Origin of the sequence: Paraburkholderia sp. BR10954, assembly GCF_040965775.1 — a bacterium.
GTDB lineage: Bacteria > Pseudomonadota > Gammaproteobacteria > Burkholderiales > Burkholderiaceae > Paraburkholderia > Paraburkholderia youngii.
In genome coordinates, this window is the sequence record NZ_JBFRCK010000019.1 from 122,059 (window position 1) to 148,142 (window position 26,084).

The window sequence follows — 26,084 nt, forward strand, 5'->3', positions numbered from 1 at the left end:
TCCCCGCCTCTAATTTCCTTCGTTGATCGTGAAAGCTTGTGGATCCACGAGCATCATCATCATCATTCCGCCTGGGAAGATGTTGTTCGTGGTGATCTCGCGTTCATTGTGTGAGTGCCACATAAAGGCGAAGCCGGCTTCGCTAGTCGGTGGGTTCGCGACCGTGCCCGTGGGCGGCGTCGACCCAGTGAAAGAAGTCGCGCGAATGGTGGCATCGGGCCCGAGGTAGGGACTGCCACCGTACCAGGCACCGTTGGTCAGCACACGCGCATCCGGCAAGGTGACCGGACCGCCGCTGCCTACGTTGCCAAATGGATGAGCTTCCAGCGGCTTGTTGTGATCGGCGCACCACTCGTAGTAATTCGGCGCTTTCGGGTCGGCCGTGTAGTAGCCGTTCGCATCCGGAATACAGACGCTGCCGTCGCCCGGCTTGTGCCCGTACACGTCCCAATTCAGGCCCTTGCCGGTCCAGTAGAAGATGCCGTCCATCGCGAGGCCCGGCGTCGTCGTGGTCGTGAACAGCAAGGGGCCGGCGAGCTTGGTCGCATCCGTCTTGCTCAGCAGCAGGTTGCCGTCACGCGCCAGCACGCGCACGTGATTGCCGTGTTCGTGGAACGGATGCTGCCAGCGCCCCGCGCCGATCACCCGCAGCAACACCAGTTCGCCAGGATGCATGTGCGGATTGCCGTTGTACGGCTGATTCGGATATTGCGGCGCGTAGTTCGCGTCCATGTCGTCAGGCATGGAGCGCCCGTTGATCAGGAAATAGGCCGGGTGATAGGGCTCGGTTTCGACGGTCATGCAACCGGTGGACTGGGTGCACGCTTTGGCCGCTTGCTGTTCCGCCTGCGAATGGATGCGCGGATCCATTTCGGCAAACTGGAACAGATACTCGCGGTCGTAGCAGGTCGCGCTATGGTTGTAGGCCGCCGCGGCATTCCGGTAATCGGGCTGGCCGTCGGGCAGCGTCGAGGATACGGCGCGGCAGCCCGTCGGCACCGCGAGGGTCCCGGGCGCGGAAGTCGGCAAGACGATCAGCGCGCCGGACAAGCCCATTTCGATCTGCAAATCGCCCTGCGTGCCGCTGTAGTAGCTATGCGTTCCCGGCGTCGCCGCCACGAAGCTGTAGGTGACCGTTTTGCCGTGGGTCGCCTCGCGTGTCAACACGCCTGGCACGCCGGTCTGCGTCGCTGGACAGGTGCCATCCGAATTCAGCACCGCCGCGCACACCTGGAAGCCCGGGAACAGGATCGAGGTATTGCCCGCGGCGGCCGGCAGGTTGTTGGTGAGCGTGACCGTCACGACGTCGCCCTGTTTGACGATCAGTGTCGGCCCCGGAACCTGCATGCTGGGACAGTTCGCGCCCGCAATGCCCGACGGCGAAAACCCCGTGGGCGCCGTGCGGCACCCGTAGCCCCACGCGTAAATGCTCGCGCCGTCCGGTTGATTGATACGGTTCGCCTCGGCGCTCAGATCGAACGACGTTCCGGTGATACCCGGCGCGGCAGCCTGCGCATGCAGGCAGAACAGTGCCGCCAGCAACGCGGCGCCGAATCGCGCGAAGCGTGTCAAACGCGCGATGCATGCGGGGTACGCACGCAGGGCGATCCACCTTGCGTTGATGAAGTTACCCACGGTTGTTCTCCTAGGAGCAGGACTTCGTGGTCGGGTCCACCGAGTGGCAGATGTGGACCTCGGTCATCAACCCGCCGAAGTTCTCGGCGTCGTTGGACAGGTGATCGAGGTTCGGCGTGTACAGGTAATAGACCGAGCCCGGCGCGTACCTGGTCGTATCGCTCGCGTCGAGAATCACGTCGATCGACTCGCCGCCGCCCAGGGTGACCGAGTTCGTGTTGTAGGTCATGTCGTTGCCGGCCAGGTCGCGCAGCAGCCGCGCATTCATGCCAATCACGTGCATTGGAATGCCGAGCGAAGCGAGCGTCTGAAACTCCGTGACGTCGAGGTCGGAGATTCTGAGCAGCGCGCGGCCGCCGGCCGGAATGTTGATCAGCGCGGGCAGCGGTTGCGAAAAGTGCTTCGTTCCGTCAGCCACCGGCGTTTGCATCGGTCCGGGCGTCACCGTGTCCGGATAGCTGCGGCCATTCAACATGAAGTGCTTGTCCTTCATGTCGACGAAGGGCTCCGGATTGAACGTCATGCCGATGAAGTGGAAGTTCGGATCGAAGCCGTGGATCTGGATCGGATACTCGACGTCGTACGCAGTCGAACCGTCGCCGTCGTTGTAGGCGTAAAGCGTCGGCGTGCCGCTCTTGTTGTTCATATGCATCACGCTGTTTTGCGGCGGCAGCGGCGTCGAGCACAGAATGTCGCTGCCGCATGCGGTGCGCGGATCGAGCTGCTGCGACTGCAGCGACGCGTAGAGCGTCCCCGTCGTGACGCGGTTCTGCCTGGGCCGCACGTAGATCTGCCCGACCATCCCCATCTGCAAATGCTCAGGCGGCGTGATGTGGCAGTGCCAGAAGTAGGTGCCGGCATCCGGTGCGAGGTAGTAGTACGTGAAGCTCGCACCGATGTTGATCGCCACCGACGCATCCGGCACGCCGTCGAAGAACGAGGACGCATTCGGATAGCCGTGGAAGTGCACCGTGTGCTGCTCGAAAAGGTCCGGGCGCATGATCATCCCGACGTTGGTGAGCGTCAGGAAGAACTCGTCGTCCTCGTCGATGGCCATCATCGGCGCGGGAATGTTGCCGTTCATCACGCCGATGTCCATGATCGGCCGCGGGTCGACGTGACCCGTCATCTGACCGGCCGGCACCGAATCCGGGTCGGGCGCGATGCCTACCGCGCCGTTGTAGTTCGGATTGGTTTTCGCATCGCCCTGGACATTGAACACCGAGGGGAACTCGGTGCCGGGCAGTCCGTTGCGAATATCGGCGAGACCGGATAACGGGCCGAACGAGAACATGTAGGTTTGCGTGCCGTCGCCCATTGTCGCGTAACCATCGCCGCCCGAAATCTGCTGGCACTTGATCGCGCCGTTGACGTTCTTCGTCGGGGTCGAGTTCGATCCGGTCACGGACGGACCGACGTAGGCCGGTTCGCCCGCACCAGCCGGCAGCGCGGTCGGATGAAGCGTCGTTGTCGGTGGACATTGCACGCGGAACGACTGAGCAAACGACGGCAACGAGAATAGCAATAACAGCAGCGCTGCAAAGCCGTTCCGACAGATTGGAATACTGAACATATGACCTCCGTCCAGGGGGCAGCCAGCGCGAACCGCGCTGGAGGTCATGCTCTACGGTGGGGCACTCACCGGGTACCGACGACCTGAACCCGTAGATTGATTCTGCAGACGCGTGCAGGCGTCTGGGATGGGTCAACTCCCTACACTTGCGGTAGGGGCGAACCCAGCGGGGGGCGGGAAGGTCTGCTGCAAGCGGGGCTCATATACCCGCCATGAGCTGCGACCGCACAAGGCGAAGCGGCGCTCGCGATGCCCAGTGGATCTCTTCGTGTTGGATCACACGCCCGGGATGCGATGAGGTTGACCCTTGACCGCGTTGCCCGCTAGATTTGAAGGTTCAAGCGCCGCCAGTGCGAAATCACTTCCCGTACAAGATATCTGTAGAAGAACTCGATGGGATTGCGATGCGGGTTGCGGGGTGACGGAAACGACACAGCGTTTCGCGATGTCACCCGAAGCGACGGCAGCGAACTCCTTGCTGTTCACAATACGCGTGTATCGGTGTCCGGCGCCTGCGTTAGAACGGCGCGCAACGCCAGTTATCAGGCGCCGGTCCTAGGCGCAAGGCGCCAAGTTGCCGGTTGCACTACCTGAATTCACCTATAACAAGGACAGAACAGGTGGCAAACATGCTTCAACCGGCTCTCGAATTGCGTATCGCCTATTGCCTGTTGGCCTTGCGCAAAGCACCGTCAGCCTCTCGGGCACAAGTCCTGAGGTGCTCTATCCGTCAGTTCGACCCACCTGCCACGACACTTCAATCAGCCGGAGAAACGGCCGGAGAAACGACATGAAGATGATTGCTTTGCTGGGACTGCTGGCGAGTGCCGCTGTGCAGGCTCAGGCCACCCTGCCGTTGCCAGAGGCATACCCGACGCTGCTCGGGGTCTCGTGCGGCGGTGTAAATGTGACCAGCTATGTGACGGGATTCGACGCGAACGGGTATATCCGCGGCGAGGTCTACGCGTGGACCCGCTGCGGCGCATCGGGGCGCGGCGGCGGCTACCACGCCCAAACCTATCAGTCCTGGCACACCATCGTGTGGGACATGCGCCAGAACTACAAAGTGCTGCCTTATGACAACATGGTTCCGGACCCGGCATTCACTGCCACCGACGCGTACGGCAATAGCATCCGGAACACCTGTTCCGTTACGACCGACGGGCAGCCGGCCTGCGTCGCCAGTGCCTATATCTACTATGCTCCGCCCACTATGACGCCGATTTCGGACACCGTGACCGTTAGCCCGGTGTGCGGGCAATAGCCGGCGCCGGACGCTGTCGTTAATGACCGTTCGACGGTCGGCGCTAGCTTGCCCCGACCGGCAGACAGCGCCAACTTTTTGCGCGCCGCTGAAATTTGTCCGAGAGCCGACGCGATTACGACCGCATGCGAAACGGGTCGACGAGTTCGTTCATCATGTCAAGCAGCATGGCGCGATCGCGTTTGATTTCATCGATTGGGCCGCCCAAACTCAGTGTCATCGCGTCGTAGCCGCGCTTCATGGGCAGAAGCATTGCCAGTGCAGCGGCTCCGGGCATGGACACGCCGGTGGAAAGAGCAAAGCCGTCGCGGAGCGTCTGCGCGATGCCTTTGCGTACGTCCTCCAGTGCAAGATGCAAGTCGGGATTGCGCTCGAGCGCGTTGACCTTGCGTAGCAGGTTCGCGACCTCCCTATCTGTTCTCGTGGTCAGCAACATCTTGCCGGCGGCGCTGTGAAACAGGGGACGCAGCGCACCGCTCGAACTCGTGAAGCTGCCGGCGCGGGTTGCTTGCAGCACGTGCAGATAACGCACATGGGTTCCGTGCTGCGCGCCGATCATGACCGTGTGACCGCAGCGATCGCGCACGCTCCTCATCAGGCGCAACAGGCTTTGCGCGCTGTACATCTCCTCCTGAATCCAGGCCGTTGCGAGCGCAATCCGCAGATTGGGCACATACAGCCCGGTGCGCGCTTCGTGATCGAAATAGCCCGCTTCCGTCAGGCTATTCATTAGGACCGAGGTACTCGATTGCGGATAGCCAAGCGATTGCGAAATCTCCTTGATCGTCGCGGGGCTTCGCGTTTCCGCGAAATATTCGAGCACTTCGAGAACCCGGTGGGCTGATTTGACCTTAGGAATGGAGTCCATAACGATGATTTTGAATCACATATGTGATTGTTGTGTTCCACGGATTATAGGCGGACTAAGCTGCATGCCAGCTCGCTGCAATCGGCGAGTGCAATGCACCGGACCAGCCATGTCATTGGTGCGCAGACATCCAGAAAAGGTCAGGGTCGCGCGGTTGCCGCGATCCATCAAGGCCAGGAGGAGGCAGAGTTCTATGGAAAACGTCGGAAACGTACTGTCCGCGGTTGAGGTCAAGAGAAGCTCGCGGTATCGTGCATGGCTCTTGTTGCTGCTCAGCCTGATCTACGCATCGAGCTTCATCGATCGTATTTTCATCGCCGTCGTGGGGCAGTCGATGAAGGTCGACATGAACCTGAGCGACCTGCAGATCGGGGTGCTCGGCGGCCTCGCATTCTCGCTGTTCTACGCGACGCTGGGCATCCCGATGGCCCGGCTCGCCGACCGGATGAGCCGGGTCACGCTGATATCCCTGTCGATTGCGGCATGGTCGGTGATGACCGTGCTGTGCGGCACGGCGGGCAATTTCGCGCAGTTGCTTCTGTACCGGCTTGGCGTCGGTATCGGCGAGGCTGGCAGCACGCCCACCGCTCATTCGCTGATCTCGGACGAGTTCCCCGAGGGACGCCGCGCGACTGCCCTCGCGATCTATGCGCTCGGTCCTCCGCTTGGTGCGATCGGGGGCGCGATCGGAGGCGGAATGATTGCACAACATTTCGGCTGGCGGCCGGCTTTCTGGGTCGTCGGCGCACCGGGGCTCGTCCTGGCCGTCATTGCTTTCCTGAGCTTGCGCGAGCCCGAACGCGGCGCCATGGACCGGATTACCGCCGTTGATGCGCAGCGCAATGCCTCGCTGGGGGCTATCGCGGCCATCCTCTTGCGCAGCCCGTTGTTCGTGCAACTCCTGCTGGGCACGGTGATCGGCGCGTTCGCACAGTACGGCATCAATCTGTTCATTCCGGCGTATCTAACACGCGAATTCGGCCTCAATGCCGCGCAGGCCGGGATGATGTTCGGTCTCACGATCGGTGTCGGTGGAGCGATCGGCACGACGCTCGGCGGATGGATTGCCGACAGGGCCGGATCAAGCGACAAGCGCTGGTATGCCTGGGTACCGGCTTGGGGCACGCTGCTTGGCTTCGTGCCGGCGTCCCTCGCGTTCATGCAGTCCGACTGGCATCTCGCGGCGGCGTTGCTGTTTCTCGCCACGATCCTGTTGAGCTCCTGGAACGGACCGACTTTCGCGGCGATTCACGGCCTCGTTGCGCCACGCATGCGCGCCACGACCTCGGCCTTCGTGTTCCTGATGATGAACTTCATCGGCCAAGGCGGCGGTCCGACGTTCATTGGTTTCCTTAGCGACCGCATTGCCGCCCATCTGTTCACGGCCGGCGACTACTCGAAAGTCTGCCGGTCCCCGCATGGCGCTCATGGTGCGATTGGAGCGGTGGCAGACTCGCCGCTCGCGCATGCTTGTGCGGACGCTTCGTCGGCCGGTCTGCGCTACGCGATGCTCTCGATGAGCATCGTCCTCGTGTGGGCTGCGTTCCACTACTTCCTCGCCGTGCGCCATGTCGACAAACGGCATTGACCCTGGCCTCCTCGACTCCCAATTACGAACACGATCATTATGCTTACCGAAGAACAGAATCGCCAACTGACTCAGGTTGGCCTGGGCACGCCGATGGGCGAGCTAATGCGGCGACACTGGCATCCGATCGCCGGCATCGACGAACTCGAGCGAGAGGCGATCAAGCCGGTGCGTCTGCTTGGCGAAGATCTGGTGCTTTACAAGGACCTGAGCGGACACTACGGCCTGATCGAGCGCTACTGCGCGCATCGCGGCGCAGATCTGGCCTACGGCTTTGTCGAAGACCATGGCCTGCGCTGCAACTATCACGGCTGGCAATACAACTATGGCGGGCAGTGCGTGGCGCAGCCTTACCAGGATCTGGTGGCACCGCAAGGCACCATGCGTGAGCGGATCAAGCTCAAGGCCTACGAGGTCCGTGCGTGCGCTGGCTTGCTGTGGGCCTATCTCGGTCCTAAACCGGCTCCTGAGTTGCCGGATTGGGAACCGTTCCACTGGCGCAACGGCTTCGTGCAGGCTGCGTTCGCAAGCGTGCCCTGCAATTGGCTGCAAACCCAGGAAAATTCGATCGATCCGCTTCATTTCGAGTGGATGCACGCCAACTGGGGACGCCGGCAGCGCGGCGAGCGCGACTATGCGCCGGCGCATCTCAAGATGGCATTCGAGGAGTTCGAGCACGGCTTCATCTACCGGCGCGTGACCGAGGATACCGACGAGTCGCATCCGCTCTGGACGGCCGGTCGTGTCTGTCTCTGGCCCAATGGCTTTTTTCTCGGGGACCATTTCGAGTGGCGGGTGCCCATCGACGACGAAAACACGCTCAATGTGACGTGGTCGTACGTACGCGTGCCCCGCGAGTCCGAGCCCTATGTCCAGGAGAGCATTCCAACCTGGCATGCACCGGTCATGGATCCGCAGAGCGGCAAATGGATCAGCTCGCATGTGATCAACCAGGACATCATCGCGTGGTGCGGACAGGGGCGTATAGCAGACCGTACCCGTGAAAACCTGGCTGCCAGCGACGCCGGCATTGTGATGATTCGCCGTCAGTACTTCCGGGACATGGAAGCCGTAGCGCAGGGGCGTGATCCGAAGGGCGTCCTGCGGGAGTCTGCCGGACCTCAGGGCATTCCGCTGCCCTGCGGCGACTGGCGGGATTTCTTCACCAACAGTCTGCCTCGCGGCGAGTATGAGCGTCATCCCAAGTGGAGCAAGCTACTGCATCATTTCCTGTTCCATCCGGGGCAGCCCCAGGCGGTTCGCGAGGCGTGCGAAGCTGCCACCGGTGTGGCCATGAAGGACGTTGAAAGCGCGGCTGTGGCTGTTTGAGGTTGGTCGCGGCTTCCGGTATGCCGGAAGTCGCGAGGCAGATTGAAACGCAACTCAGTGTTCAATGAACGCCACTTTGATGGAGAGGTTATCGCGATGAGGCTCACGTGAAGATCCGCGGCAATCGGGCCTATCTTTATTGCTCTTTTGCACAGACTCCAGGTCCCCATCCGCAGCTCTGATTTCCATCCCACGCGCGAGACCGCGTCGTCGCAACGTGCGCTATCACGCCAGTGCATCGAGATCGCTTATAAGTTCCGGCACGATGGTGAACAGATCGCCGACGAGGCCGTAGTCGGCCACGCTGAAGATCGGCGCTTCTTCGTCCTTGTTGATCGCGACGATGACCTTCGAGTCCTTCATGCCGGCCAGATGCTGGATCGCACCCGAGATGCCGACCGCGACATACAGTTGCGGTGCGACGATCTTGCCGGTCTGGCCGACCTGATAGTCGTTCGGCACGAAGCCCGCGTCGACGGCTGCGCGCGATGCGCCCAGCGCCGCGCCGAGCTTGTCGGCCAACGGCTCGAGCACCTTCGTGTAGTTCTCGCCATTGCCGAGACCCCGGCCACCCGACACGATGATCTTCGCGCTCGTCAGTTCCGGACGATCGAGCTTCGTCACTTCGCGGCTCACGAACTGCGAGATGCCTGCGTCGGCTGCGGCTTCGATCTTTTCGACCGCTGCGCTGCCGCCTTCGGCTGCAACGGCGTCGAAACCGGTCGAGCGCACGGTGATGACCTTGATCGGATCAGCCGATTGCACGATCGCAATGGCGTTGCCCGCGTAGATCGGACGCTCGAACGTGTCGGCGCTGTCCACCGCGGTGATGTCGCTGATCTGCGCGACGTCGAGCTTTGCGGCGATACGCGGCGCGACGTTCTTGCCGTACGCGGTAGCCGGCGCGAGGATGTGCGTGTAGTTCTTGGCCGCATCTTGCACAAGCGTCAGCACCGTCGCTTCGACGTTTTCCGCGAGACCCGCTTCGAGTTGCGGCGCGTCGGCGAGCAGTACCTTGGCGACGCCGGCGATCTTCGCTGCGGCATCGGCCGCGGCCTGCGCGTTGTGACCCGCGACCAGCACGTGAATCTCACCGCCGATCTTCTGTGCCGCTGCGATCGTATTCAGCGTCGCGGCCTTGATCGACGCGTTATCGTGTTCTGCTACTACCAGGTTAACCAGATTCGTCATTTCTTGCGTCTCCTCACAGCACCTTGGCTTCGGTCTTCAGCTTCTCGACCAGCGTCTTCACGTCCGGCACCTTCACACCGGCGGAGCGCTTCGGAGGCTCGGCGACCTTCAGCGTCTTCAGACGCGGCGTGACATCGACGCCGAGGTCTTCGGGCTTCACCGTTTCCAGCGGCTTTTTCTTGGCCTTCATGATGTTCGGCAGCGTCACGTAGCGCGGCTCGTTCAGGCGCAGATCGGTCGTGATCACGGCCGGCAGCGTCAGCGACAGCGTTTCCGCGCCGCCATCCACTTCACGCGACACCGTTGCCTTGCCATCCGCCACGACCACCTTTGACGCGAACGTCGCCTGCGGCAGGTTCGCCAGCGCGGCGAGCATCTGGCCGGTCTGATTCGAATCGTCGTCGATGGCCTGCTTGCCCAGAATGACGAGCGAAGGCTGCTCCTTGTCGACCAGTGCCTTGAGCAGCTTCGCGACCGCCAGCGGCTGCAGGTCTTCGTTCGATTCGATCAGGATCGCGCGATCCGCGCCGATCGCGAGCGCGGTGCGCAGCGTTTCCTGCGACTGCATCACACCGGCCGACACGGCGATCACTTCGGTCGCGACACCCGCTTCCTTCAGACGCACGGCTTCTTCAACCGCGATTTCGTCGAACGGATTCATCGACATTTTCACGTTGGCGATGTCGACACTCGTGTTATCCGACTTCACACGGACCTTCACGTTGTAATCGACGACGCGTTTCACCGACACCAAAACCTTCATTCATTTTCCTTTGACAATCAAATGAACAACCGAAGTTGCCCGAACGCTGGCGTCGGATCTCAGGCCATCAGGCTCAGTCATCACGATGACGGCCTCTAGAACGCAGGTAGAAACATCTGCAACCACCGTAACGGGCACACTCCCCCAACCGCAATGGCGCTACGATGCGACCGGTTCAGACGTCTCAGCCGAGCACCGCTGAAATCAGGCGACCAGATTGACCGCCGTTGCCGTCGCGAGCAGCTTGTCGTCCTGCCAGAGTTCGCCCTCGACATTGACGACGCGCGAACCCTGACGCACGAGGCTCGCGCGGCCGGTAATCAGGCCGGCCTTGCCCGGGCGCAGAAAAGACACATTCAGGCTCAACGTCGCGCAATGCTTGTCCTCGCGGAGCGAGGCCATGCACAGCAACGCCGTGACGTCGTCGAGCATCGCCGCGAGCATTCCGCCCTGAACCTGCCCGGCAGGATTCGCGAATGCGGGCAAGCCCTGATATTCGCATTCGATGCGGCCCGCCTCGATATCGACCAGGACAATCCTGTTGCCGAGCGTGGTGCTGATCGGCGGTGCCGCCAGTTCGCCGTCCATAATCTTGCGTATGTACGGATGGATCGCCGCAATCATTGCCAGATGAACCCCGAAGAAGATCGGGCGCAACATGCGCCCTCGATAAAAATGCGTTCAGCGCCTCTCAGCACCCCTTGAATGCGGGCGCGCGCTTTTCCTGCCAGGCCAGCGCACCCTCGCGCAGATCGTCGGAGGCATCGGCGCGGGCCAGATCCTGCGCGTAATCGACAGCATCGAAGCGACCCGCCGCGATGCGCGTCAGATGCTTCTTCATGCCGAGCAGCGCGAGCGGCGCCATGCCACCCAGTTGCGCGCCCAATGCGCCGGTCACCTGTTCCAGACGCGCGGGTTCGACCACCTCGTCGAGGAAGCCGCAATCGCGCATCTGCCCGGCATCGAAGCTCGCGCCCGTGAGCAGCAGACGCTTGGCCACGTTCACGCCAAGCCGCGAAACATAGCGGTGCAGTCCGCCCTGATAGAACAGCAGGCCGAGCTTCGCGGCCGGCACGAACATCTGCGAATTCGTGACGCCATAGCGAAAATCGCAGGCCAGCGCGAGATCCGTCGCGCCGCCATAGACGCCGCCGTTCACCGCAGCAATCGTCACCGGCCGCGCGGTTTCCAGCTCTCCCGCGAGGGCCTCGAAGGCTTCGCCGATATTGCCGGCGCCGACGCTGTGGATATTGAAGCCCGAGCAGAAATGCCTGCCCTCGGCGCGCAGATGCAGAACGAGCACGTGCTCCATCGCATTCACTTCGCGCAGGTAGCCGCGAATCGTCTCGAGATCGGAGAACTCAAGGCGGTTCGCGACCTGTGGACGGCGCAGCGTGATGACGGCCTCGCGGCCATTGACCACCAATTCCGGCGCCTGGCCCGGTGCCATCTCACTCATTGCCATCTCTCCCGTATGTTCGATTCAGTGAAAGCCGTAGATCTGCATCGTGGTCTCTCCGGCCTCGATGCGCTTGCAGATTGCCGCTTCATCGATTTCGCGCTGCGCGGCTTTCGCGACCACTTCGGACGCACGAGCACGCGGTACCGCAACCACGCCGTCGCGGTCGCCGACGATCAGGTCGCCGGGCTCGACCGTCGTGTTGCCGAGCAGCACCGGCGCATTGAGCCAGCCGATCGCGCCATAGTCCTTGCCCGTGCCGCGAATCGACAGACCGCGTGAGAACACCGGGAAGCCGATCTGTTCCAGCAGGTCGGCATCGCGCACGCAGCCGTCGATGACGAGGCCCGCAAGACCACGCACCTTGGCCGCCGTGGTCATGACCTCGCCCCAATAGCCATGATCGTACGCACCGTTCGCGTAGACGACGAGTACGTCGCCCGGCTTGGCCGCGAGGATGGCACGGTGCAGCCAAAGGTTGTCACCGCCCGGCGAATGCACGGTGAATGCCGTGCCGCAGATCCGGAAGCCCGGCGCGACCGGCCTGATCGAAGTCGGCAGCACGCCGATCTTGCCGCCGGCCTCGTGCAATGCGGCTGCCGGCACGTTGCGCGCGGCTTCGACGACCTTCGCGTCGACGCGCTCGAAATCGGTGCGAATCGTCGTCGACGAATCGTGTTCCTTGACGTTGTTCGTGGCGCTCATTACTTCCCCTTGGTCTGCAACTGGTGGTACTTGAACTGCCTGCGTGCCTCGTCGAGACGCATGCCGCCACGGCAGGCCTCGCGGATCGCTTCTTCAGCGTTGTGAATCGTTTCGGCAGCCTCGAGCACAGCCTCCTCATGCTCGCGCGGAATGACGATCACACCGTCGGCGTCGCCGCGCAGCAGGTCTCCCGCCGCGACACGCGCCTCACCGATGTTGACCGGCACGTTCACGGCTTCGACCTGCACGCGGTCCTTGCCGGTGCGCATCCAGTGGTCGCGGCTGAACACCGGGTAGCCGAGCTTCAGGCACAGTGCGACGTCGCGGCACACTCCGTTGATCACGGTGCCGGCAATGCCACGGCGGTGCGCGATCTCGGTCATGATGTCGCCCCACACGGTGGCGTCTTCACGGCCGTTGTTGTCGAGCACGACAATGCTGCCGACCGGCACGTCGTCGATGAAGTCGCCCACGGTGCCCGGCGGGTTCGAAGGCGGACCGTATTTGATCGTGTAGGCGCGGCCGGTGGTGCGAAAATTCGAGCTGCGGGGCTTGATCTTGTAGCACTGGCCCACGATGCCGAGCTTGTCGAGTGCGTCGGAAAGGGTCGCCGTGTCGAGCTTTGCTGCGCGCTCGACGTTCTTGTCCTGAGTCGTCATGGAATGGATTCCTGCGTATTTCGTGAGTTTGTCCGGATGCCGCTTACTTGAGCATATGCTCGTAGCTGCCGCCCATCACCTGCCCGACCGACGTGCCGGCCAGAATCGCCTTGGCCATCGCGGCCTCCTTGTTGACGATCATTTCGGCAACTTCCAACACGGCTTCCATGTCGGCTGCGCGAATGAAAATCGCGGCGCTGTTGTCCGCCACGACGTAGTCGCCGGCTTCCACGCGAACGTCACCGATCTGCACCGGAATATTCGTGCCCTTCTCGACCACGCGGCCGCGCGCGGTGCGAGCCGTCGTCGAGCGGCTGAACACGGGCAGCTCGTACGCCACGGCTTCGTCGATGTCGCGCACCGCGCCGTCCGCGACCACGCCGGCCACGCCGCGGACCTTCGCCGCGAGCGACAGCAGACCGCCCCAGCAACCGGCTTCCACGCCGCTCCTCTGCTCAATGACGATCACGTTCTCGCCGTCGGCCTGTTCGACAGCCGTGCAACCAAGGTGCACCGGCGGCCCCAGGGGCGCTTCGCCCGTGCCAAGCTTGACGGTGATCGCGCGGCCCGCGACGCGGCCCGCACCGGCGCGTTGCGGCAAACCGCTCACCACACCGCTCAGCTTGAGTTTGTCGAGCGCGTCCGAGACGGCGCAGCAATCGAGCCGGCGCAGGCGCTGTACGTTTTGGTCAGCCATGATGTGTTGTACTTTCCTGAAAGAAACTTGAAGTGCCATGCGAGCGCCCGTCCTGAACGGACCGCGCTGCCGCGTTCAGTCGAGCGTATGCCAGGCCGCGAAAGCGAGGCCCGTGCCGGTCAGGGCCGGCGTGCGGTAACCGGGCACGTAATTGACCCATTCGAGCTCGAGTGACTTCAGTGCCTCTACGCCAATGATCCAGTTACGGATCTCCGAGCTGCCAGCCTGCAGCTTCTTCGGATCCAGCGCGGCCAGCCATTCACTGTCCTTGCGGCGGATTGCATCGATGATGCCGGTGTCCAGGTCCTCGTCCACGACGAAGTGCGACAGGCCGCCGGAAGCCAGCACGCCCACTCGCAGGTCTTCCGGATAGGCCTCGATCAGCTCGCGCAGCGCACGGCCGAGCTGGATGCAGCGGCGCGGCGTGGGCTGGTTCGGCGGATCGAACGTGTTGACGATCACCGGAATCACTGGCAGGTCGAGACCCTGCAAATAGCGGCGGTGAATGAATGAGAACGCATGGCCCTCGTACTGGTCGCGCTCGAGACCATCCATCGCCGCGATGTCGAAATCGCGGTCGCACAGTTCGCGGATCAGCCAGCGCGCCATGTCGGCCTTAACGGGGTAGTGCACGTCGGCATCGGGCTCCTGGCGCATCGTGCGAGCGCGCGCATACCAGTTCGCGTTCGGGCTCACCTCGCGCTTCGCGTTGCGGATCGTCTCGCCGTAGTAGATCGCGAATGCCGGGTTGTTGGTCGTGCGAAACAGTTCGGTCTGGTCGTCGCCGACCACGAGCAGCACGTCGAGTTTCGCCGCGCGGATACGATCGCGCACTTCGTCCATGGCGGCTTCGGCCTGATCGTAGCGCTCGCCCATCCTCTCGGCCGACACCATCGCCTCGGAATCCGTCGGGGCGATCTCGAGCAACGCTTCATACGTCGTGGGGTTGCCGAGGCGATCGAAGTAATGCGGATTCTTCGGATCGACCTGCTTGAAACCATGCTGCCAGTCTTCGCGCTGGCAAACCAGCATGATGCTGTGCGATGAACCGAATCCGGCGACCAGTCGTGCCATTTCGTCTCCCTCTCTTCAATACGTGCCGTGAGCGTGCGTCAGACCACGAAGGCCGAGCGCCACTGCTCTATCTGTTGATCGTCGTAGCCAAGCTCGTTCAGGATCGCCTGCGTATGCTCGCCCTGCTCTGGGGCGAGGCGCGGCGTCTGCGCGCGCGGGTAGCGCGACAGACGGAACGGCGTGCCGACGAACGACACCTCGCCCTTGCCCGGCACATCGGCCGGCCACGCGACGCCCAGATGCTTGACCTGCGGATCGTCGAATACTTCGTTGACCTTGTAGATCGGGCCGCACGGCACGCCGACCTTGATCAGCAGCTCGGTCCACTCCCGCGTGGTGCGCGTGAGGAACACATCGCCGACCGCCTTGTTGACCGCATCGCGGTTCTCGACGCGGGCAGGATCCGATTCGTAGCCAGGCTGGCCGACCAGCTGCTGCAAGCCGAGCGCCTCGCACAGGCGCCCGAACATCGCATTGCCGATCGCGGCCAGGTTCAGGAAGCCATCGCTGGTCGGGAACACGCCGGTCGGCACCGTGAGCGGATGCTCGTTGCCGGCCTGCTGCGGCACCTTTTTGTCCACCAGCCACTGCGCGGCCTGGAAGTCGAGCATCGCGATCTGTGCTTCGAGCAGCGAGGTCTGCACCCACTGGCCCTCGCCCGAAGCTTCGCGCTCGAGCAACGCGGTCATGATCGCCTGCGCGCAGAAGTGCCCCGAGCACAGGTCTGCAATCGGGATGCCGACGCGCATCGGACCTTCGCCCGGCTTGCCGGTGAGGCTCATCAAGCCGCCCATGCCCTGTGCGATCGAGTCGAAGCCGGGCCACTTCGCGTACGGGCCATCCTGACCGAAGCCCGAAATGCTTGCATAAACGAGGCGCGGATTGATGGCGCGCAGCGTTTCGTAGCCGATGCCGAGGCGATCCTTGACGTCGGGGCGGAAGTTCTCGATGAAGACGTCCGCACGCTTGACCAACTCGCGAAGAATCCCGAGGCCGGCCGGGTCCTTCATGTTCAGCGTCAGGCTTTCCTTGTTGCGGTGCAGATTCTCGTAGTCGGCGCGGTTATGGTCACGCCCGCCGATCATGTCGTCGCCGCCCGGCGCGCCTCGCGGAATCTCCAGTTTGATCACGCGCGCGCCCATGTCCGCGAACACGCGCATGGCCGTGGGGCCCGCGCGTACGCGCGAGGCGTCGATGATCGTGAAACGCGACAGCGGACCTCTGTTCGGATCGTGGCGGCCGTGCTGTTCCTTGAAATCGGCTGACATGCCGTATCTCCTCTCTGGATTTCGTTCAGGCCGGCGTGAACATCGGCACTGGGTATTCGCCTTCGCTCGGCTTGAAGACGAGCTTCACGCGCTGGCCAACCGAGAGCGCCGCGGGATCGCAGTCGACCAGATTGGTCAGCATCGTCACGCCTTCGTCGAGCGTCACGTAGGCGAGCGTGTAGCGCGCCTCGTCCTTGCCCATCGTGCTGAACGAATAGACCGCGCCCAGCCCCTTCGTATCGAACCATTCGGTGTTCGAGCTCATGCAGTGCGGGCAGATGTCGCGCGGGTAGTAATGCGTTTCACCGCAGTCCTGGCAGCGCTTGATAAGCAGGCGCCCTTCCTTCGCGGCGACCCAGAACGGCATGGCCTCGGGTAGCACGCGCGGCGCGTGGATGCGGCGCGGGCCAGCGGGCTTCGCGGTGGGTCTGGCAGCAGGCGCCGCGCCCTGAGCCGGTGTGCCGGTGGTCGATTGGGTTGTGCTCATGATTACTCCCGTTCCATGATCAGCGTGCCCGCGGTGTGACGCGACGCCAGCGCGCCGCCGATACCGTTCGCGAGCGCGATATCGCAATCTTTGACCTGCACGGCCGGATGAGCCTCGCCGCGCAGTTGGCGCACGGCCTCGATCACCTTCGTGACGCCACCGCGGTTCGCGGGATGGTTGTTGCACAGACCACCGCCATCGGTGTTGAACGGCAGCTTGCCGACGCCCGAAATCAGGTTGCCGTCCATCACGAACTTGCCGCCCTCCCCCTTCTTGCAAAAGCCGAGGTCTTCGAGCTGCATGAGCACCGTGATCGTGAAGCTGTCGTACAGCGACGCGTACTTAATGTCCTCCGGCGTGAGGCCAGCCTCGGCGAACGCGGCCGCGCCCGACCACTTCGCCGCCGACCAGGTCAGGTCGATCTTGCCGCCGGCCGCGTGCTTGGGCGCCTCGCCCGTGCCCCGCACCTTGACGAGCGGACGGTTGAGCTTCTTCGCGATCTCCGGACGCGCGACGATCAACGCACCGCCGCCGTCGCTCATCACGCAGCAGTCCAGACGATGCAGCGGAGCGGACACCATCGGCGAATTGACGACGTCTTCCACGGTCACGACGTTGCGCAGCATCGCGTTCGGGTTGTGCTGCGCGTGGTGCGAGGCCGCCACCTTGATCCATGCGAGTTGTTCGCTCGTGGTGCCGAATTCGTACATGTGACGCTTCGCGACCATGCCGTACAGGTTCTGCGTAGCCGGCCCGAACGGCAGCTCGAACTGCACTTCCGGCGCGTCCGGGTCCGGCGCCTTCAGCGACAGCGCGGCGCCTGCTGCGCGCGGACGGCCCGCTAGCGTGATCAGCGCCACGTTGCAACGGCCGGCCTTGATCGCTTCGGCCGCGTGCGCGACGTGAAGGATCGGCGCGGAGCCGCCGCATTCGGTCGAATCGACGTGGCGAAGCTTGAGGCCGAGGTATTCGGCGACTGTCGTGGTGCCGAGGCCAGGCGCGTCACCGGCGCAGAAGTAGCCGTCAATGTCGTCCTTGGTCAGGCCCGCGTCGTCGAGCGCGCCCTTCGCCACATCGGCGTGCAGGCGCAGCACCGACAGTTCGTCGGCCTTGCGCGTCGGGTGCTCGTAAGCCCCGACGATATAAGCTGCTCCGTTCAGGCTCATGCTTCCCCCTGGGCAAGACGCTGCGAAGTAAAGCGCTGCAGATGCCAGCTCGCGTCGCCATAGGTCATGTTGATCGCGAACATGCGCTTCGCGTAGTGGCCGACGCGGCACTCTTCGGTCATGCCCATGCCGCCGTGCAGCTGGATTCCCCATTCGCCCGCTGTTCGGCATGCGTCGCCGACATAGGCCTTCGCCGCCGACACGAAACGGCGGCGCCGGTCAGGATCGTTCCCATCCACGGCCAGCGCGGCGGCGCAGGCCATCGACTTGCTCTGTTCGAGCGAGATCAGCATGTCGGCCACCCGGTGTTGAAGCGCCTGGAACTTCGCGAGTGGCGCGCCGAACTGTGTGCGTGTGCTCAGGTGTTCGGACGTGTGTTCGAGCAGTGCTTCGAGCACGCCGACCGACTCCGCCACCAGCGCGGCGTTCGCGCGGTCGAGGGCAGCTTCGATGAGGTCGTGGGCCGCACCGGGCGAACCGATCAGATCGGCCTTGGTCACCGACACATTGGCGAACGTGACGTGCGCGGCTTCACGTGCGTCGATTGTCTCGAAGTTGCGCAGGCTGATGCCGGGCGCCTTCGCTTCCACGAGGAACAGAGTCAGGCCTTGCCTGTCGCCGCGTTGGCCCGAGGTACGCACGGCCACCACGAAGGCGCCAGCGATTGCGGCGTCGAACACAATGGTCTTCGTGCCGTTGATCTTCCAGCCGTCGCCAGTTTCGGTTGCTGGCACCGCCAGACGCGTGACGTCGTAACGCGACTCGGCCTCGCTAACGGCGAACGCCAGCACCTCTTCGCCTCTTGCCACGGCTTCGAGCCATGTGACCTTCTGTTCGTCGCTGCCGGCCGAGCCGATCAGCGTGGCAGCCGGCAGCCCGCTCGCTAACCAGCCCGCTCCACCGAGCGCGCGGCCCAACTGCTGCGCGACCAGCATCGTTTCCACCGCACCGTAACCGCTGCCGCCGTGATCGGCGTCGATCACGAGGCCGGTCACGCCCATCTCGGCCAGCCCACGGCGACGCCTGGCGGCAAGTTCGCGGTCCTCGGCGTTGCCACGCAGATGCGCGGGATATTCGCCATCGCAGAAGCGGCGCACGGCGTCTTGCAGCGTGACGTGATCTTCAGTCAGAGAAAAATCCATGTTCGTATTCCGCCTCAAGCATTGAAGAACGCGCGGCTAATCAGATTGCGCTGCACTTCGTTGGTCCCGCCGTAGATCGACGCTTTGCGAGCGTCGAAGTAGTTCGCCGCGACCGCGATCAGTTCGTCCGGGCTCGGGCCGTCGTAGCCGGCTGCATCGAGCATGGCCTGCTCGTCGAACGGCACTGCAAAAGGACCGGCGATTTCTGTCAGGAGTGCGTAGATGCCCTGGCGCAGCTCCGTGCCGCGAACCTTGAGCATCGGCGCCTCAACCGTAGGCACGCGGCTCGACTGATTCGCGCTCAGCATGCGCAGGCCCGTGAATTCGAGCGCCATCAGCTCGACTTCGAAACGGCTGATGCGCGACTGGAGCAGCGGATCGTCTTCGAGGCCCATCCGCTTCGCGAGATACCTGGCTCGGGCCAGTTGCTGCTTGCACGAGCCGATGCCAGCGATACCGGTGCGCTCATGGCCGAGCAGAAACTTGCCGTAGGTCCATCCCTTATTCAGTTCGCCGACGAGGTTTTCCTTCGGCACACGCACGTTGTCGAGGTAGACCTCGTTGAGGTCGGTACCGCCTTCGAGCATCTTGATCGGGCGAACCTGGACGCCCGGCGCATGCATGTCGATCAACAGAAACGAGATGCCTTCCTGGGGCTTCGCGCTCGGATCGGTCCGCACGAGCGCGAACATCATGTCGCACCAGTGAGCGTACGAGGTCCAGACCTTGTGGCCGTTGACGATGAAGTGCTCGCCTTCATCGTCCGTGGCAAGCACGGCCGTGGTGCGCACCGCCGCGAGGTCCGAGCCCGCGCCCGGCTCCGAGAAGCCCTGCGCCCACCAGGTTTCGCTGCGCAGGATCTTCGGGATGTACTTCGCTTTTTGCTCAGGTGTGCCAAATTCGTTGAGCACCGGGCCGAGCATGTTGATGCCGCTCGCCACGATCCGAGGCGCGCCGCCCAGCAGCGTTTCTTCGTCGAAGATGTAGCGCTGCACGTGCGTCCAGCCCGGTCCACCATGTTCTTTCTTCCACGACGGCGCGATCCAGCCCTTCTCGTACAGCAACGTGTACCACTCGACATAATCCTCGCGCTCGATGCGCAGGCCGAGCTCGGCTTTGCGCTTCAGACGCGGTGACAGATTGTTCTTCACGAACTCGCGCACTTCGCTGCGAAATGCCTGGTCCTCGGCGGAGAATTCCAGTTTCATTCGATGTGTCTCCTCAGATCCAGGGCTCAGTGATGGGTCGAGGCGCCCTGAGCGCCGCACACGACGAGCGCGTCGAGCGCGAGCACACGGTCCGGGTAGGCCACCAGTGGGTTGACGTCGATTTCTGTGATGTCGGGGTTCGCGCGCATCTGGTCGGCAATCGCCGCCACGGCCTTCGCGACCGCGCGCACGTCGACGCCTGCTGCGCCGCGCACGCCTTCGAGCATCGCGGCACCCTTCAGTCGGCCCAGCTCGACCACGATGTCGTCTTCCGACAGGTCGGCCGGCACGAGGCGCACATCCTTGAGCACCTCAATGAAAATGCCCCCGAGGCCCACGAGCACGACCGGCCCCCAGTCCGCGTCGCGTTTCGCACCCACGACCAGTTCCAGACCGCGCGGGCCCATCGCTTCGACCAGCGCGCCGTCGAGCACGAGTTCCGGACGATGCGACTTCACGCTCGTATGCAGCTTGTCCCAGCCGGCGCGCAGCGCGGTGGCATCTGCGAGGCCGACCACCACGCCGCCGACGTCGCTCTTGTGCGGCAGTTCGCTTGCCTGGGCCTTCAGCACGACCGGGTAGCCGATTTCATCGGCGATCTCGAGCGCTTCGTCGAACGACTTCGCGAGACCTCCCTTCGGCACCGGCAGACCGGCCGCGGCAAGCCAGCCCTTGCCCTGGTATTCGGCGAAGATACCGTTGGGCGGCACGGCGCCCGGCAGCGGGATCACCTTCGGCGCTTCGGTCCTCGCACGCTCGGCGCGCGCTAGCGACTCACCATATGCAGCCACGCGGGCGCAAGCACGCAGCGCACGATCCGGTGAGCGGAAAAACGGTACGCCGCTCGCGGCGATCGCTTCCGTGAAGAATTCTTCAAGCTGGTTGTTATCGCCCATTACCGCGAGCACGGCGGGCTTCGTTGCACGCGCCAGCGCCGGCACGAGGTAATCGGCCTTGTCGCGCTGAGCGATCGACGGACCGCCCATGATCGCGAGCATGAGCGAACCGATGTTCGGATCGCTTAGCACCGTGTCGATCAGTTCGCCGATCAGGCCCGGGTTGCGCACGCCAATCGTCGTGTAGTCGAGCGGGTTGTCGGCCACGGCGTAGTCGGGCAGCAGTTCGGTCAGCTTCCTGACGGACGCGTCGGTCAGGCGTGGCAGCGTCAGGCCGATGTCCTCGGCGAAATCGAGCGTGATGTTCTTGACCGCGCCCGAGGCCGTCATCACGGCCGTACCGGCCGCCGGGGGCACCGGGAAGCGGGCCAGGATCGTCGTCGTATCGAACAGTTCGTCGAGCGAATCGACGACCACTACGCCTTCGCGCTGCAGCAGGACACTCGCCGTCGCGTGATCGCCTGCCAGTGCGCCTGTGTGAGACTGCGCCGCCTCACGGGCGCGGGCGCTCTTGCCCGGCATCAGCATCACGATCGGCTTGCCTGCGGCGCGTGCTTCGCGGGCGAGCAGCAGAAAGGTCTGCGGACGACGGATCTGCTCGGCGTAGACCGCGATTGCGCTCGTCTGCGGATCGGCGATGAACCAGGCCAGGTAGTCTTCGATACCGAGGCTGGCTTCGTTACCGGTCGAAACGGTTGCCGTCATCGGTTGGCCACGGCCCTTGAACGCGTCGCGCAGGTTCGCGGCCATCGCGCCGCTTTGCGCCACCACGCCCACGCCACGGCGGCCGCCGCTCGGGTACGGCGCCACGGCTTCGAAGGTCACCGGCACGCCGGCCTCGAAGTTCGTGAAACCCATGCAGTTCGGGCCGATCAGCGCCACGCCGCCATCGGCTGCCACACGCGCCAATTCTTCCTGCTTCGCGCGGCCTTCGTCGCCCGCCTCGGCATAACCCGACGCAAAGATCACGGCAGCGCCGGCCTTTAGCGTGCCGAGCGTGCGCACCGTGTCGAGCACGCCCGACTCGGGAATACACAGCACGGCCAGATCGATACCTTGCGGCAGCGCCTCGACGCTGCTGACACAGGCGCGACCGTTGATTGCCTGGCTGCTGCGCGACACGAGATGGATATCGCCCGCATAGCCGAAGCGCTCGAGGTTCTGCAACACGAAATGACCGAAAGCGCGCGGATCGGCGGATGCACCGACGATCGCGATCGACTTCGGCTTGAGCACACGCTCGACAGGGTGCACGCCTGCGACATCTGTAAGGCTCTTGCTCATCTGATCTGACCTGTGATGTTGAATGAATGCGGATCTGGCATACCAGAATCGGCGGTGATGTGGTGCATTCTGGCATACCAGAGCTACCTTCTCAATACACCAGACTCTCAAAACCCACCCTGGTACTTTCCCTAGGCGGCGGCGCAATGCGTCCACCGGATCGACTCACCCAATTGAAACATAAGGACTTTATGGCCAGCACCGATGATTGCGAAGGGACGACTGGGATACGCCGGGGCAAACACCGTATTGCATGCCACAAACTTGTGTTGGTATATTTCTCGCAATTTCCAACATACCGAGCATCGCAACTCAATGAAACTTGCAGCAGACCCCACTCTTGAGCGTAGCGGCGCGGCGGGCGAAGCGCCCGAGCGGCCCGCCCGCGGTAGGGCCAGTCTCGCGAGCGATATTCGGGCGACCCTGCAGGCCGAAATCGAACAGGGCAAGCTCGCACCGGGCACGTTGGTCGACGAGCGTGCACTCGCGACGCGCTTCAATGTGTCGCGCACGCCGGTTCGCGAGGCGCTGCAACATCTGGCCGCGCGCGATCTGGTCGTGATCTCGCCGCGCCAGGGCATTACGGTGGCCCGCCTGTCGATTGGCAAGGTGCGCGCCATGCTCGAATACATCGGCGAGCTCGAGACACTGTGCGCGCGTTTCGCCGCGCGCCGTGCGAGTGACGAACTGCGCGAACAACTGGATCATGCGCTTCTGGCATGCCAGCAAGCAGCCGTGGAAGACGACGCCGACCAGTACGCGATCGCCAATGCGCAGTTCCACGAGCTGATCTACGAAGGCAGCCGCAACCAGTACCTGGCCGAGCAGATCCGCACGGCGCGCCGCCGCTCGGCGCGCTATCGCATGTCCGACCTGCGCAGCCGCGGCCAGATCGCGCGTTCGCTGCAAGAGCACTTCGGCATCGCGCGTGCGATCCAGAGCGGCGACGAAACCAAAGCCGCCGAAGCCATGATGAAACACGTGCCGGCCGGCACCACCGGTTTCTCGGAGTTCCTCGCGGCGGTGCCGCGCCATTTCTTCGATTTGGGCGCGGACTGACACGCGCCCTCCAACACGACTAGACACGGAGGAGACATGCCCCAATCCATCGACGTTCCCGGCCTCGGGCACAAGGTGCCGATCCCGCTCGGTGCGCGCGCCGGCAACGTGCTGTGCTCGTCGGCGATTGCGGGCAAGGATCCCGGCACCGGCAAGCTCGCCGAGACGCCGTCCGATCAGGTTCGCCTCGCATTCGAAAACCTCAAGCGCTTCCTCGACGCGGGCGGCGCCACGCTGGACCAGGTGGTGAAGCTCGCCGTCTACGTCAAGGACGACTCGGTGCGCGCACACATCGACCCGCACTGGTTGGCCTTCTGGCCCGATGCCGCGCATCGCCCGGCACGCCACGTGACCGTGCACGACCTTCAGCACGGCATGGTCATCCAGCTCGAAACCCTTGCGGTAGTCGCTTGAGCGCTACAAAAGCGCGCCGTACCCAAGTCATCGCAGTCTTTTGCTGAACACTCCGAACCCAACTGAGGCTCATCCATGATCATCGATTCCCACGCCCACGTCGTCATGCCCCCGCAAAGTTTTCGCTACATGGCCGAACTGGTCGGCGGCCGGGCGAACCCGTCGAGCGCGCCGAACATCCCCGACGAAGCCGTGCGCAAGCAGGCCGAGGAACTCGTGCGCAGCATGGATTCGGTCGGCACCGACATCCAGTTCATTTCGCCGCGCCCCTACCTGCAGATGCACTCAATCAAGCCCGCGCGGGTGACGCAGCTGTGGACGCGCCACTGCAACGACCTGATCAAGCGTTTCGTCGACATGTTCCCTGACCGCTTCCGTGGCGTGGCCGGCCTGCCGCAGTCCATGAACGACTCGCCGGCGGAGCATTGCGTGGCCGAACTCAAGCGCTGTGTGAACGAACTCGGCTTCGTCGGCACGCTGCTGAACCCGGACCCGACCGAAGGCCACGGTCCGGCGCCGGCCGGTCTCGGCGATCCGTTCTGGTACCCCCTCTATGACGCGATGACCGAACTCGACGTGCCGGCGCTGATCCACTCCGCAGGCAGCTGCAACCCGCGCGAGTCGTACACGCTGAAGTTCATCAACGAAGAGAACATCGCCGTGATCTCGCTGCTCGAATCGACGGTGTTCGAGAAGTATCCGAACCTGAAGATCATCGTCGCGCACGGCGGCGGCGCAATCCCCTACCAGATGGGCCGCTTCCGTTCGTGGGCCGCGCGCCGCAACAGCCCGCAAACCTTCGACGAGCAGCTCAGGAAGCTCTACTTCGACACCTGCAACTACTCGAAGGATTCGATCGAGCTGCTGCTCAAGGTCGCCGGCACCGACAACGTGATGTTCGGCACCGAAAAACCGGGCACGGGCAGCGCGCGCGATCCGATCTCGGGCCGTGACTACGACGACATGAAGCCGGTGATCGAAAGCATCGAGTGGCTGACCGACGAACAGCGCAAGAACATCTTCGAATGCAACTGCACGCGCGTCTACACGCGTGCCTTCCGCCACTACAAGGACTGACGCGCAAACCGCGAAGCCCGCAGAGGAGAGATCATGGCAATGACTCGTGAGGACAATGAGCTGCTGACGCGCGTCGAGAACGGCGCGCCGATGGGCGACATGATCCGCCAGCACTACTGGATTCCGGCCGTGCCGTCGGCGAAGCTCGAAGCCGACGGCGCACCGGTGCTGGTGCGCTTGCTCGGCACGAACTACGTGGCGTTCCGCGCGACTGACGGCCACGTCGGCGTGGTGGACGAACTGTGCCCGCACCGCCGCACGTCGCTGATGATGGCTCGCAACGAGGACAACGGCCTGCGCTGCATCTTCCACGGCTGGAAGATCGATGCGACCGGTGCCGTCGTCGAAGCGCCGAACCAGGTCGGGGATCAGGCGCAGTTCTGCAAGCGCGTGAAGACCGGCCAGTACCGCGTTCAAGAGCGAGGCGGCCTCGTGTGGGTGTGGCTCGGCAAGGGCGACACGTCACCGGTGTTCCCCGAGCTGCCGTTCATGGACCTGCCGCCCGAACACCGCTCGGTGACGAGCGTCGAAGTGCCGACCAACTGGGTGCAGGCCGTCGAAGCCTCGATGGATTCGTCGCACGTCGGCGTACTGCACGAATCGACCACGCAGATCACCGCGGGCGGCGGAAACGAACGCATGCTCATGTCGAAGGCGCTCGCGCCGCGCTTCGAGTTCGAAGATCGTCCGTATGGTTATCGCTATGCCGCGCTGCGCGACATGCCTGACGAGAAGGTCTACGCACGCGTGAACAACTTCGTGATGCCGTGGTACGGCATCATCTGCCCGCCTGATGCGAAAGGCCCGACCACGGTGTTTTTCTCGACCCCGGTGGACGACGTGACGCACCGTGCCTGGTTCGTGCAGTACAACCCGCACCGCCCGCTCGGCATGACGATCATGTCGGCCACGCCGGACGTCTGGAATTTCCCGCCACTGCCGCCGGGCACGCGCGAGGAATCGTTCGGCCAGAACCGCGACCTGATGAAGCGCGGCCACGCGACGGGCTTCTACCAGCACCTCGGCACGGAAGACTTCGCGATGTTCCTCGGCCAGGGCGCGATCTACGACCGCACCCAGGAACAGCTGTGCTCGGCCGACGGCGCCGTGCTGCGCGTGCGCGCATTGCTGCTGAAGGCGGCGCGCGAGTTCATGGCCGGCAAGACGCCGACCCTCGCCGAGAGCCCGGAACTCGATTACTCGAAGGCCGTCTCGGTCGGCGGCGTGATTCAGGCCGGCGCCGATTGGCGCTCGCTTGCGGACTCGAAGTAGCGCCGC

At 63.7% G+C, this 26,084-nt stretch carries 24 protein-coding genes and 1 pseudogene; 7 read left to right on the forward strand and 18 right to left on the reverse strand.

Features of this window, described 5'->3' with window-relative positions; genetic code table 11:
- Window positions 1–9: 9 nt before the first annotated feature.
- Both AB4Y34_RS24550 and AB4Y34_RS24555 read right to left on the reverse strand, forming a co-directional pair.
- The gene (locus AB4Y34_RS24550) at window positions 10–1,581 is read right to left on the reverse strand and encodes a multicopper oxidase domain-containing protein (RefSeq protein WP_368717495.1); all 1,572 of its coding nucleotides are present in this window, start codon (window positions 1,579–1,581) and stop codon (window positions 10–12) included.
- A gap of 64 nt (window positions 1,582–1,645) precedes the next feature.
- On the reverse strand, window positions 1,646–3,208 hold the full coding sequence (locus AB4Y34_RS24555) for a multicopper oxidase family protein (RefSeq protein ID WP_176377708.1): 1,563 nt from the start codon (window positions 3,206–3,208) through the stop codon (window positions 1,646–1,648).
- 790 nt (window positions 3,209–3,998) lie between these two features.
- Between AB4Y34_RS24555 and AB4Y34_RS24560 the strand changes: the two genes are divergently transcribed.
- Window positions 3,999–4,472, forward strand: a complete 474-nt coding sequence (locus tag AB4Y34_RS24560) for a hypothetical protein (RefSeq protein ID WP_176377707.1) — start codon at window positions 3,999–4,001, stop codon at window positions 4,470–4,472.
- Window positions 4,473–4,587: 115 nt separating this feature from the next.
- Here AB4Y34_RS24560 and AB4Y34_RS24565 read toward each other — a convergent pair whose 3' ends face one another.
- Together AB4Y34_RS24565 and AB4Y34_RS24570 are read right to left on the reverse strand one after the other, a co-directional pair.
- The gene (locus AB4Y34_RS24565) at window positions 4,588–5,097 is read right to left on the reverse strand and encodes an IclR family transcriptional regulator C-terminal domain-containing protein (RefSeq protein ID WP_368717496.1); all 510 of its coding nucleotides are present in this window, start codon (window positions 5,095–5,097) and stop codon (window positions 4,588–4,590) included.
- A 90-nt stretch (window positions 5,098–5,187) separates the two neighbouring features.
- Window positions 5,188–5,340 (reverse strand): annotated as a pseudogene (locus AB4Y34_RS24570) (helix-turn-helix domain-containing protein); the annotation flags it as partial.
- Window positions 5,341–5,533: 193 nt separating this feature from the next.
- On the opposite strand from AB4Y34_RS24570, the gene AB4Y34_RS24575 reads away from it, so the two are divergent.
- Both AB4Y34_RS24575 and AB4Y34_RS24580 read left to right on the forward strand, forming a co-directional pair.
- Window positions 5,534–6,928: a spinster family MFS transporter gene (locus AB4Y34_RS24575; RefSeq protein ID WP_368717478.1), complete on the forward strand. Its 1,395-nt coding sequence runs from the start codon at window positions 5,534–5,536 to the stop codon at window positions 6,926–6,928.
- A 39-nt stretch (window positions 6,929–6,967) separates the two neighbouring features.
- Complete coding sequence (locus AB4Y34_RS24580) at window positions 6,968–8,257, forward strand: Rieske 2Fe-2S domain-containing protein (RefSeq protein WP_368717479.1); 1,290 nt, start codon at window positions 6,968–6,970, stop codon at window positions 8,255–8,257.
- Window positions 8,258–8,482: 225 nt separating this feature from the next.
- Here AB4Y34_RS24580 and AB4Y34_RS24585 read toward each other — a convergent pair whose 3' ends face one another.
- The 14 genes from AB4Y34_RS24585 to AB4Y34_RS24650 all read right to left on the reverse strand — a co-directional run bounded on the left by AB4Y34_RS24585 (window position 8,483) and on the right by AB4Y34_RS24650 (window position 22,256).
- Window positions 8,483–9,439: an electron transfer flavoprotein subunit alpha/FixB family protein gene (locus AB4Y34_RS24585; protein ID WP_368717497.1), complete on the reverse strand. Its 957-nt coding sequence runs from the start codon at window positions 9,437–9,439 to the stop codon at window positions 8,483–8,485.
- A 22-nt stretch (window positions 9,440–9,461) separates the two neighbouring features.
- On the reverse strand, window positions 9,462–10,211 hold the full coding sequence (locus AB4Y34_RS24590; RefSeq protein WP_368717480.1) for an electron transfer flavoprotein subunit beta/FixA family protein: 750 nt from the start codon (window positions 10,209–10,211) through the stop codon (window positions 9,462–9,464).
- A gap of 204 nt (window positions 10,212–10,415) precedes the next feature.
- Window positions 10,416–10,871 (reverse strand): PaaI family thioesterase, encoded by a 456-nt coding sequence (locus tag AB4Y34_RS24595; RefSeq protein WP_176126008.1) that lies wholly within the window; start codon window positions 10,869–10,871, stop codon window positions 10,416–10,418.
- Window positions 10,872–10,902: 31 nt separating this feature from the next.
- Complete coding sequence (locus tag AB4Y34_RS24600) at window positions 10,903–11,670, reverse strand: enoyl-CoA hydratase/isomerase family protein (protein ID WP_176377702.1); 768 nt, start codon at window positions 11,668–11,670, stop codon at window positions 10,903–10,905.
- A gap of 24 nt (window positions 11,671–11,694) precedes the next feature.
- Complete coding sequence (locus AB4Y34_RS24605) at window positions 11,695–12,375, reverse strand: 4-carboxy-4-hydroxy-2-oxoadipate aldolase/oxaloacetate decarboxylase (protein WP_176369330.1); 681 nt, start codon at window positions 12,373–12,375, stop codon at window positions 11,695–11,697.
- A complete protein-coding gene (locus tag AB4Y34_RS24610) occupies window positions 12,375–13,034 on the reverse strand; it encodes an RraA family protein (protein ID WP_368717481.1) in 660 nt (219 codons plus the stop codon). The genes AB4Y34_RS24605 and AB4Y34_RS24610 overlap by 1 nt, the downstream gene beginning before the upstream one ends.
- 43 nt (window positions 13,035–13,077) lie before the next feature.
- Window positions 13,078–13,731 carry an RraA family protein gene (locus AB4Y34_RS24615; protein ID WP_368717482.1) on the reverse strand — a complete coding sequence of 218 codons (654 nt, stop codon included), beginning with the start codon at window positions 13,729–13,731 and terminating at the stop codon, window positions 13,078–13,080.
- Window positions 13,732–13,806: 75 nt separating this feature from the next.
- The gene (locus tag AB4Y34_RS24620) at window positions 13,807–14,805 is read right to left on the reverse strand and encodes a protocatechuate 3,4-dioxygenase (RefSeq protein ID WP_368717483.1); all 999 of its coding nucleotides are present in this window, start codon (window positions 14,803–14,805) and stop codon (window positions 13,807–13,809) included.
- A 38-nt stretch (window positions 14,806–14,843) separates the two neighbouring features.
- Window positions 14,844–16,073, reverse strand: a complete 1,230-nt coding sequence (locus AB4Y34_RS24625; RefSeq protein ID WP_368717484.1) for a CaiB/BaiF CoA transferase family protein — start codon at window positions 16,071–16,073, stop codon at window positions 14,844–14,846.
- 25 nt (window positions 16,074–16,098) lie between these two features.
- Window positions 16,099–16,560, reverse strand: a complete 462-nt coding sequence (locus AB4Y34_RS24630) for a Zn-ribbon domain-containing OB-fold protein (RefSeq protein WP_368717485.1) — start codon at window positions 16,558–16,560, stop codon at window positions 16,099–16,101.
- A gap of 2 nt (window positions 16,561–16,562) precedes the next feature.
- Window positions 16,563–17,726 carry a thiolase domain-containing protein gene (locus tag AB4Y34_RS24635; RefSeq protein ID WP_368717486.1) on the reverse strand — a complete coding sequence of 388 codons (1,164 nt, stop codon included), beginning with the start codon at window positions 17,724–17,726 and terminating at the stop codon, window positions 16,563–16,565.
- Window positions 17,723–18,868, reverse strand: a complete 1,146-nt coding sequence (locus tag AB4Y34_RS24640) for an acyl-CoA dehydrogenase family protein (RefSeq protein ID WP_368717487.1) — start codon at window positions 18,866–18,868, stop codon at window positions 17,723–17,725. Before AB4Y34_RS24640 ends, AB4Y34_RS24635 begins: the two co-directional genes overlap by 4 nt.
- A 14-nt stretch (window positions 18,869–18,882) precedes the next feature.
- Window positions 18,883–20,076: an acyl-CoA dehydrogenase family protein gene (locus tag AB4Y34_RS24645; protein WP_176377694.1), complete on the reverse strand. Its 1,194-nt coding sequence runs from the start codon at window positions 20,074–20,076 to the stop codon at window positions 18,883–18,885.
- Window positions 20,077–20,102: 26 nt separating this feature from the next.
- Window positions 20,103–22,256: an acetate--CoA ligase family protein gene (locus AB4Y34_RS24650; protein WP_368717488.1), complete on the reverse strand. Its 2,154-nt coding sequence runs from the start codon at window positions 22,254–22,256 to the stop codon at window positions 20,103–20,105.
- A gap of 315 nt (window positions 22,257–22,571) precedes the next feature.
- Between AB4Y34_RS24650 and AB4Y34_RS24655 the strand changes: the two genes are divergently transcribed.
- From AB4Y34_RS24655 to AB4Y34_RS24670, 4 genes are all read left to right on the forward strand, one after another.
- Window positions 22,572–23,315, forward strand: coding sequence for a GntR family transcriptional regulator (locus AB4Y34_RS24655; RefSeq protein ID WP_368717489.1), 744 nt, complete (start codon window positions 22,572–22,574; stop codon window positions 23,313–23,315).
- 36 nt (window positions 23,316–23,351) lie between these two features.
- Complete coding sequence (locus AB4Y34_RS24660) at window positions 23,352–23,729, forward strand: RidA family protein (RefSeq protein WP_176377691.1); 378 nt, start codon at window positions 23,352–23,354, stop codon at window positions 23,727–23,729.
- Between the two features lie 75 nt (window positions 23,730–23,804).
- On the forward strand, window positions 23,805–24,806 hold the full coding sequence (locus AB4Y34_RS24665) for an amidohydrolase family protein (RefSeq protein ID WP_176108464.1): 1,002 nt from the start codon (window positions 23,805–23,807) through the stop codon (window positions 24,804–24,806).
- A gap of 33 nt (window positions 24,807–24,839) precedes the next feature.
- Window positions 24,840–26,078 (forward strand): aromatic ring-hydroxylating dioxygenase subunit alpha, encoded by a 1,239-nt coding sequence (locus AB4Y34_RS24670; RefSeq protein ID WP_176108463.1) that lies wholly within the window; start codon window positions 24,840–24,842, stop codon window positions 26,076–26,078.
- The last annotated feature ends 6 nt before the right edge of the window (window positions 26,079–26,084 follow it).

Bases quoted from the DNA above. Each gene is read 5' to 3' on its own strand.
- AB4Y34_RS24555 (WP_176377708.1), bottom strand. From the start codon at position 3,208: ATGTTCAGTATTCCAATCTGTCGGAACGGCTTTGCAGCGCTGCTGTTA.
- AB4Y34_RS24560 (WP_176377707.1), top strand. From the start codon at position 3,999: ATGAAGATGATTGCTTTGCTGGGACTGCTGGCGAGTGCCGCTGTGCAG.
- AB4Y34_RS24565 (WP_368717496.1), bottom strand. From the start codon at position 5,097: ATGTACAGCGCGCAAAGCCTGTTGCGCCTGATGAGGAGCGTGCGCGAT.
- AB4Y34_RS24575 (WP_368717478.1), top strand. From the start codon at position 5,534: ATGGAAAACGTCGGAAACGTACTGTCCGCGGTTGAGGTCAAGAGAAGC.
- AB4Y34_RS24580 (WP_368717479.1), top strand. From the start codon at position 6,968: ATGCTTACCGAAGAACAGAATCGCCAACTGACTCAGGTTGGCCTGGGC.
- AB4Y34_RS24590 (WP_368717480.1), bottom strand. From the start codon at position 10,211: ATGAAGGTTTTGGTGTCGGTGAAACGCGTCGTCGATTACAACGTGAAG.
- AB4Y34_RS24595 (WP_176126008.1), bottom strand. From the start codon at position 10,871: ATGTTGCGCCCGATCTTCTTCGGGGTTCATCTGGCAATGATTGCGGCG.
- AB4Y34_RS24600 (WP_176377702.1), bottom strand. From the start codon at position 11,670: ATGAGTGAGATGGCACCGGGCCAGGCGCCGGAATTGGTGGTCAATGGC.
- AB4Y34_RS24605 (WP_176369330.1), bottom strand. From the start codon at position 12,375: ATGAGCGCCACGAACAACGTCAAGGAACACGATTCGTCGACGACGATT.
- AB4Y34_RS24610 (WP_368717481.1), bottom strand. From the start codon at position 13,034: ATGACGACTCAGGACAAGAACGTCGAGCGCGCAGCAAAGCTCGACACG.
- AB4Y34_RS24615 (WP_368717482.1), bottom strand. From the start codon at position 13,731: ATGGCTGACCAAAACGTACAGCGCCTGCGCCGGCTCGATTGCTGCGCC.
- AB4Y34_RS24620 (WP_368717483.1), bottom strand. From the start codon at position 14,805: ATGGCACGACTGGTCGCCGGATTCGGTTCATCGCACAGCATCATGCTG.
- AB4Y34_RS24625 (WP_368717484.1), bottom strand. From the start codon at position 16,073: ATGTCAGCCGATTTCAAGGAACAGCACGGCCGCCACGATCCGAACAGA.
- AB4Y34_RS24630 (WP_368717485.1), bottom strand. From the start codon at position 16,560: ATGAGCACAACCCAATCGACCACCGGCACACCGGCTCAGGGCGCGGCG.
- AB4Y34_RS24635 (WP_368717486.1), bottom strand. From the start codon at position 17,726: ATGAGCCTGAACGGAGCAGCTTATATCGTCGGGGCTTACGAGCACCCG.
- AB4Y34_RS24640 (WP_368717487.1), bottom strand. From the start codon at position 18,868: ATGGATTTTTCTCTGACTGAAGATCACGTCACGCTGCAAGACGCCGTG.
- AB4Y34_RS24645 (WP_176377694.1), bottom strand. From the start codon at position 20,076: ATGAAACTGGAATTCTCCGCCGAGGACCAGGCATTTCGCAGCGAAGTG.
- AB4Y34_RS24650 (WP_368717488.1), bottom strand. From the start codon at position 22,256: ATGAGCAAGAGCCTTACAGATGTCGCAGGCGTGCACCCTGTCGAGCGT.
- AB4Y34_RS24655 (WP_368717489.1), top strand. From the start codon at position 22,572: ATGAAACTTGCAGCAGACCCCACTCTTGAGCGTAGCGGCGCGGCGGGC.
- AB4Y34_RS24660 (WP_176377691.1), top strand. From the start codon at position 23,352: ATGCCCCAATCCATCGACGTTCCCGGCCTCGGGCACAAGGTGCCGATC.
- AB4Y34_RS24665 (WP_176108464.1), top strand. From the start codon at position 23,805: ATGATCATCGATTCCCACGCCCACGTCGTCATGCCCCCGCAAAGTTTT.
- AB4Y34_RS24670 (WP_176108463.1), top strand. From the start codon at position 24,840: ATGGCAATGACTCGTGAGGACAATGAGCTGCTGACGCGCGTCGAGAAC.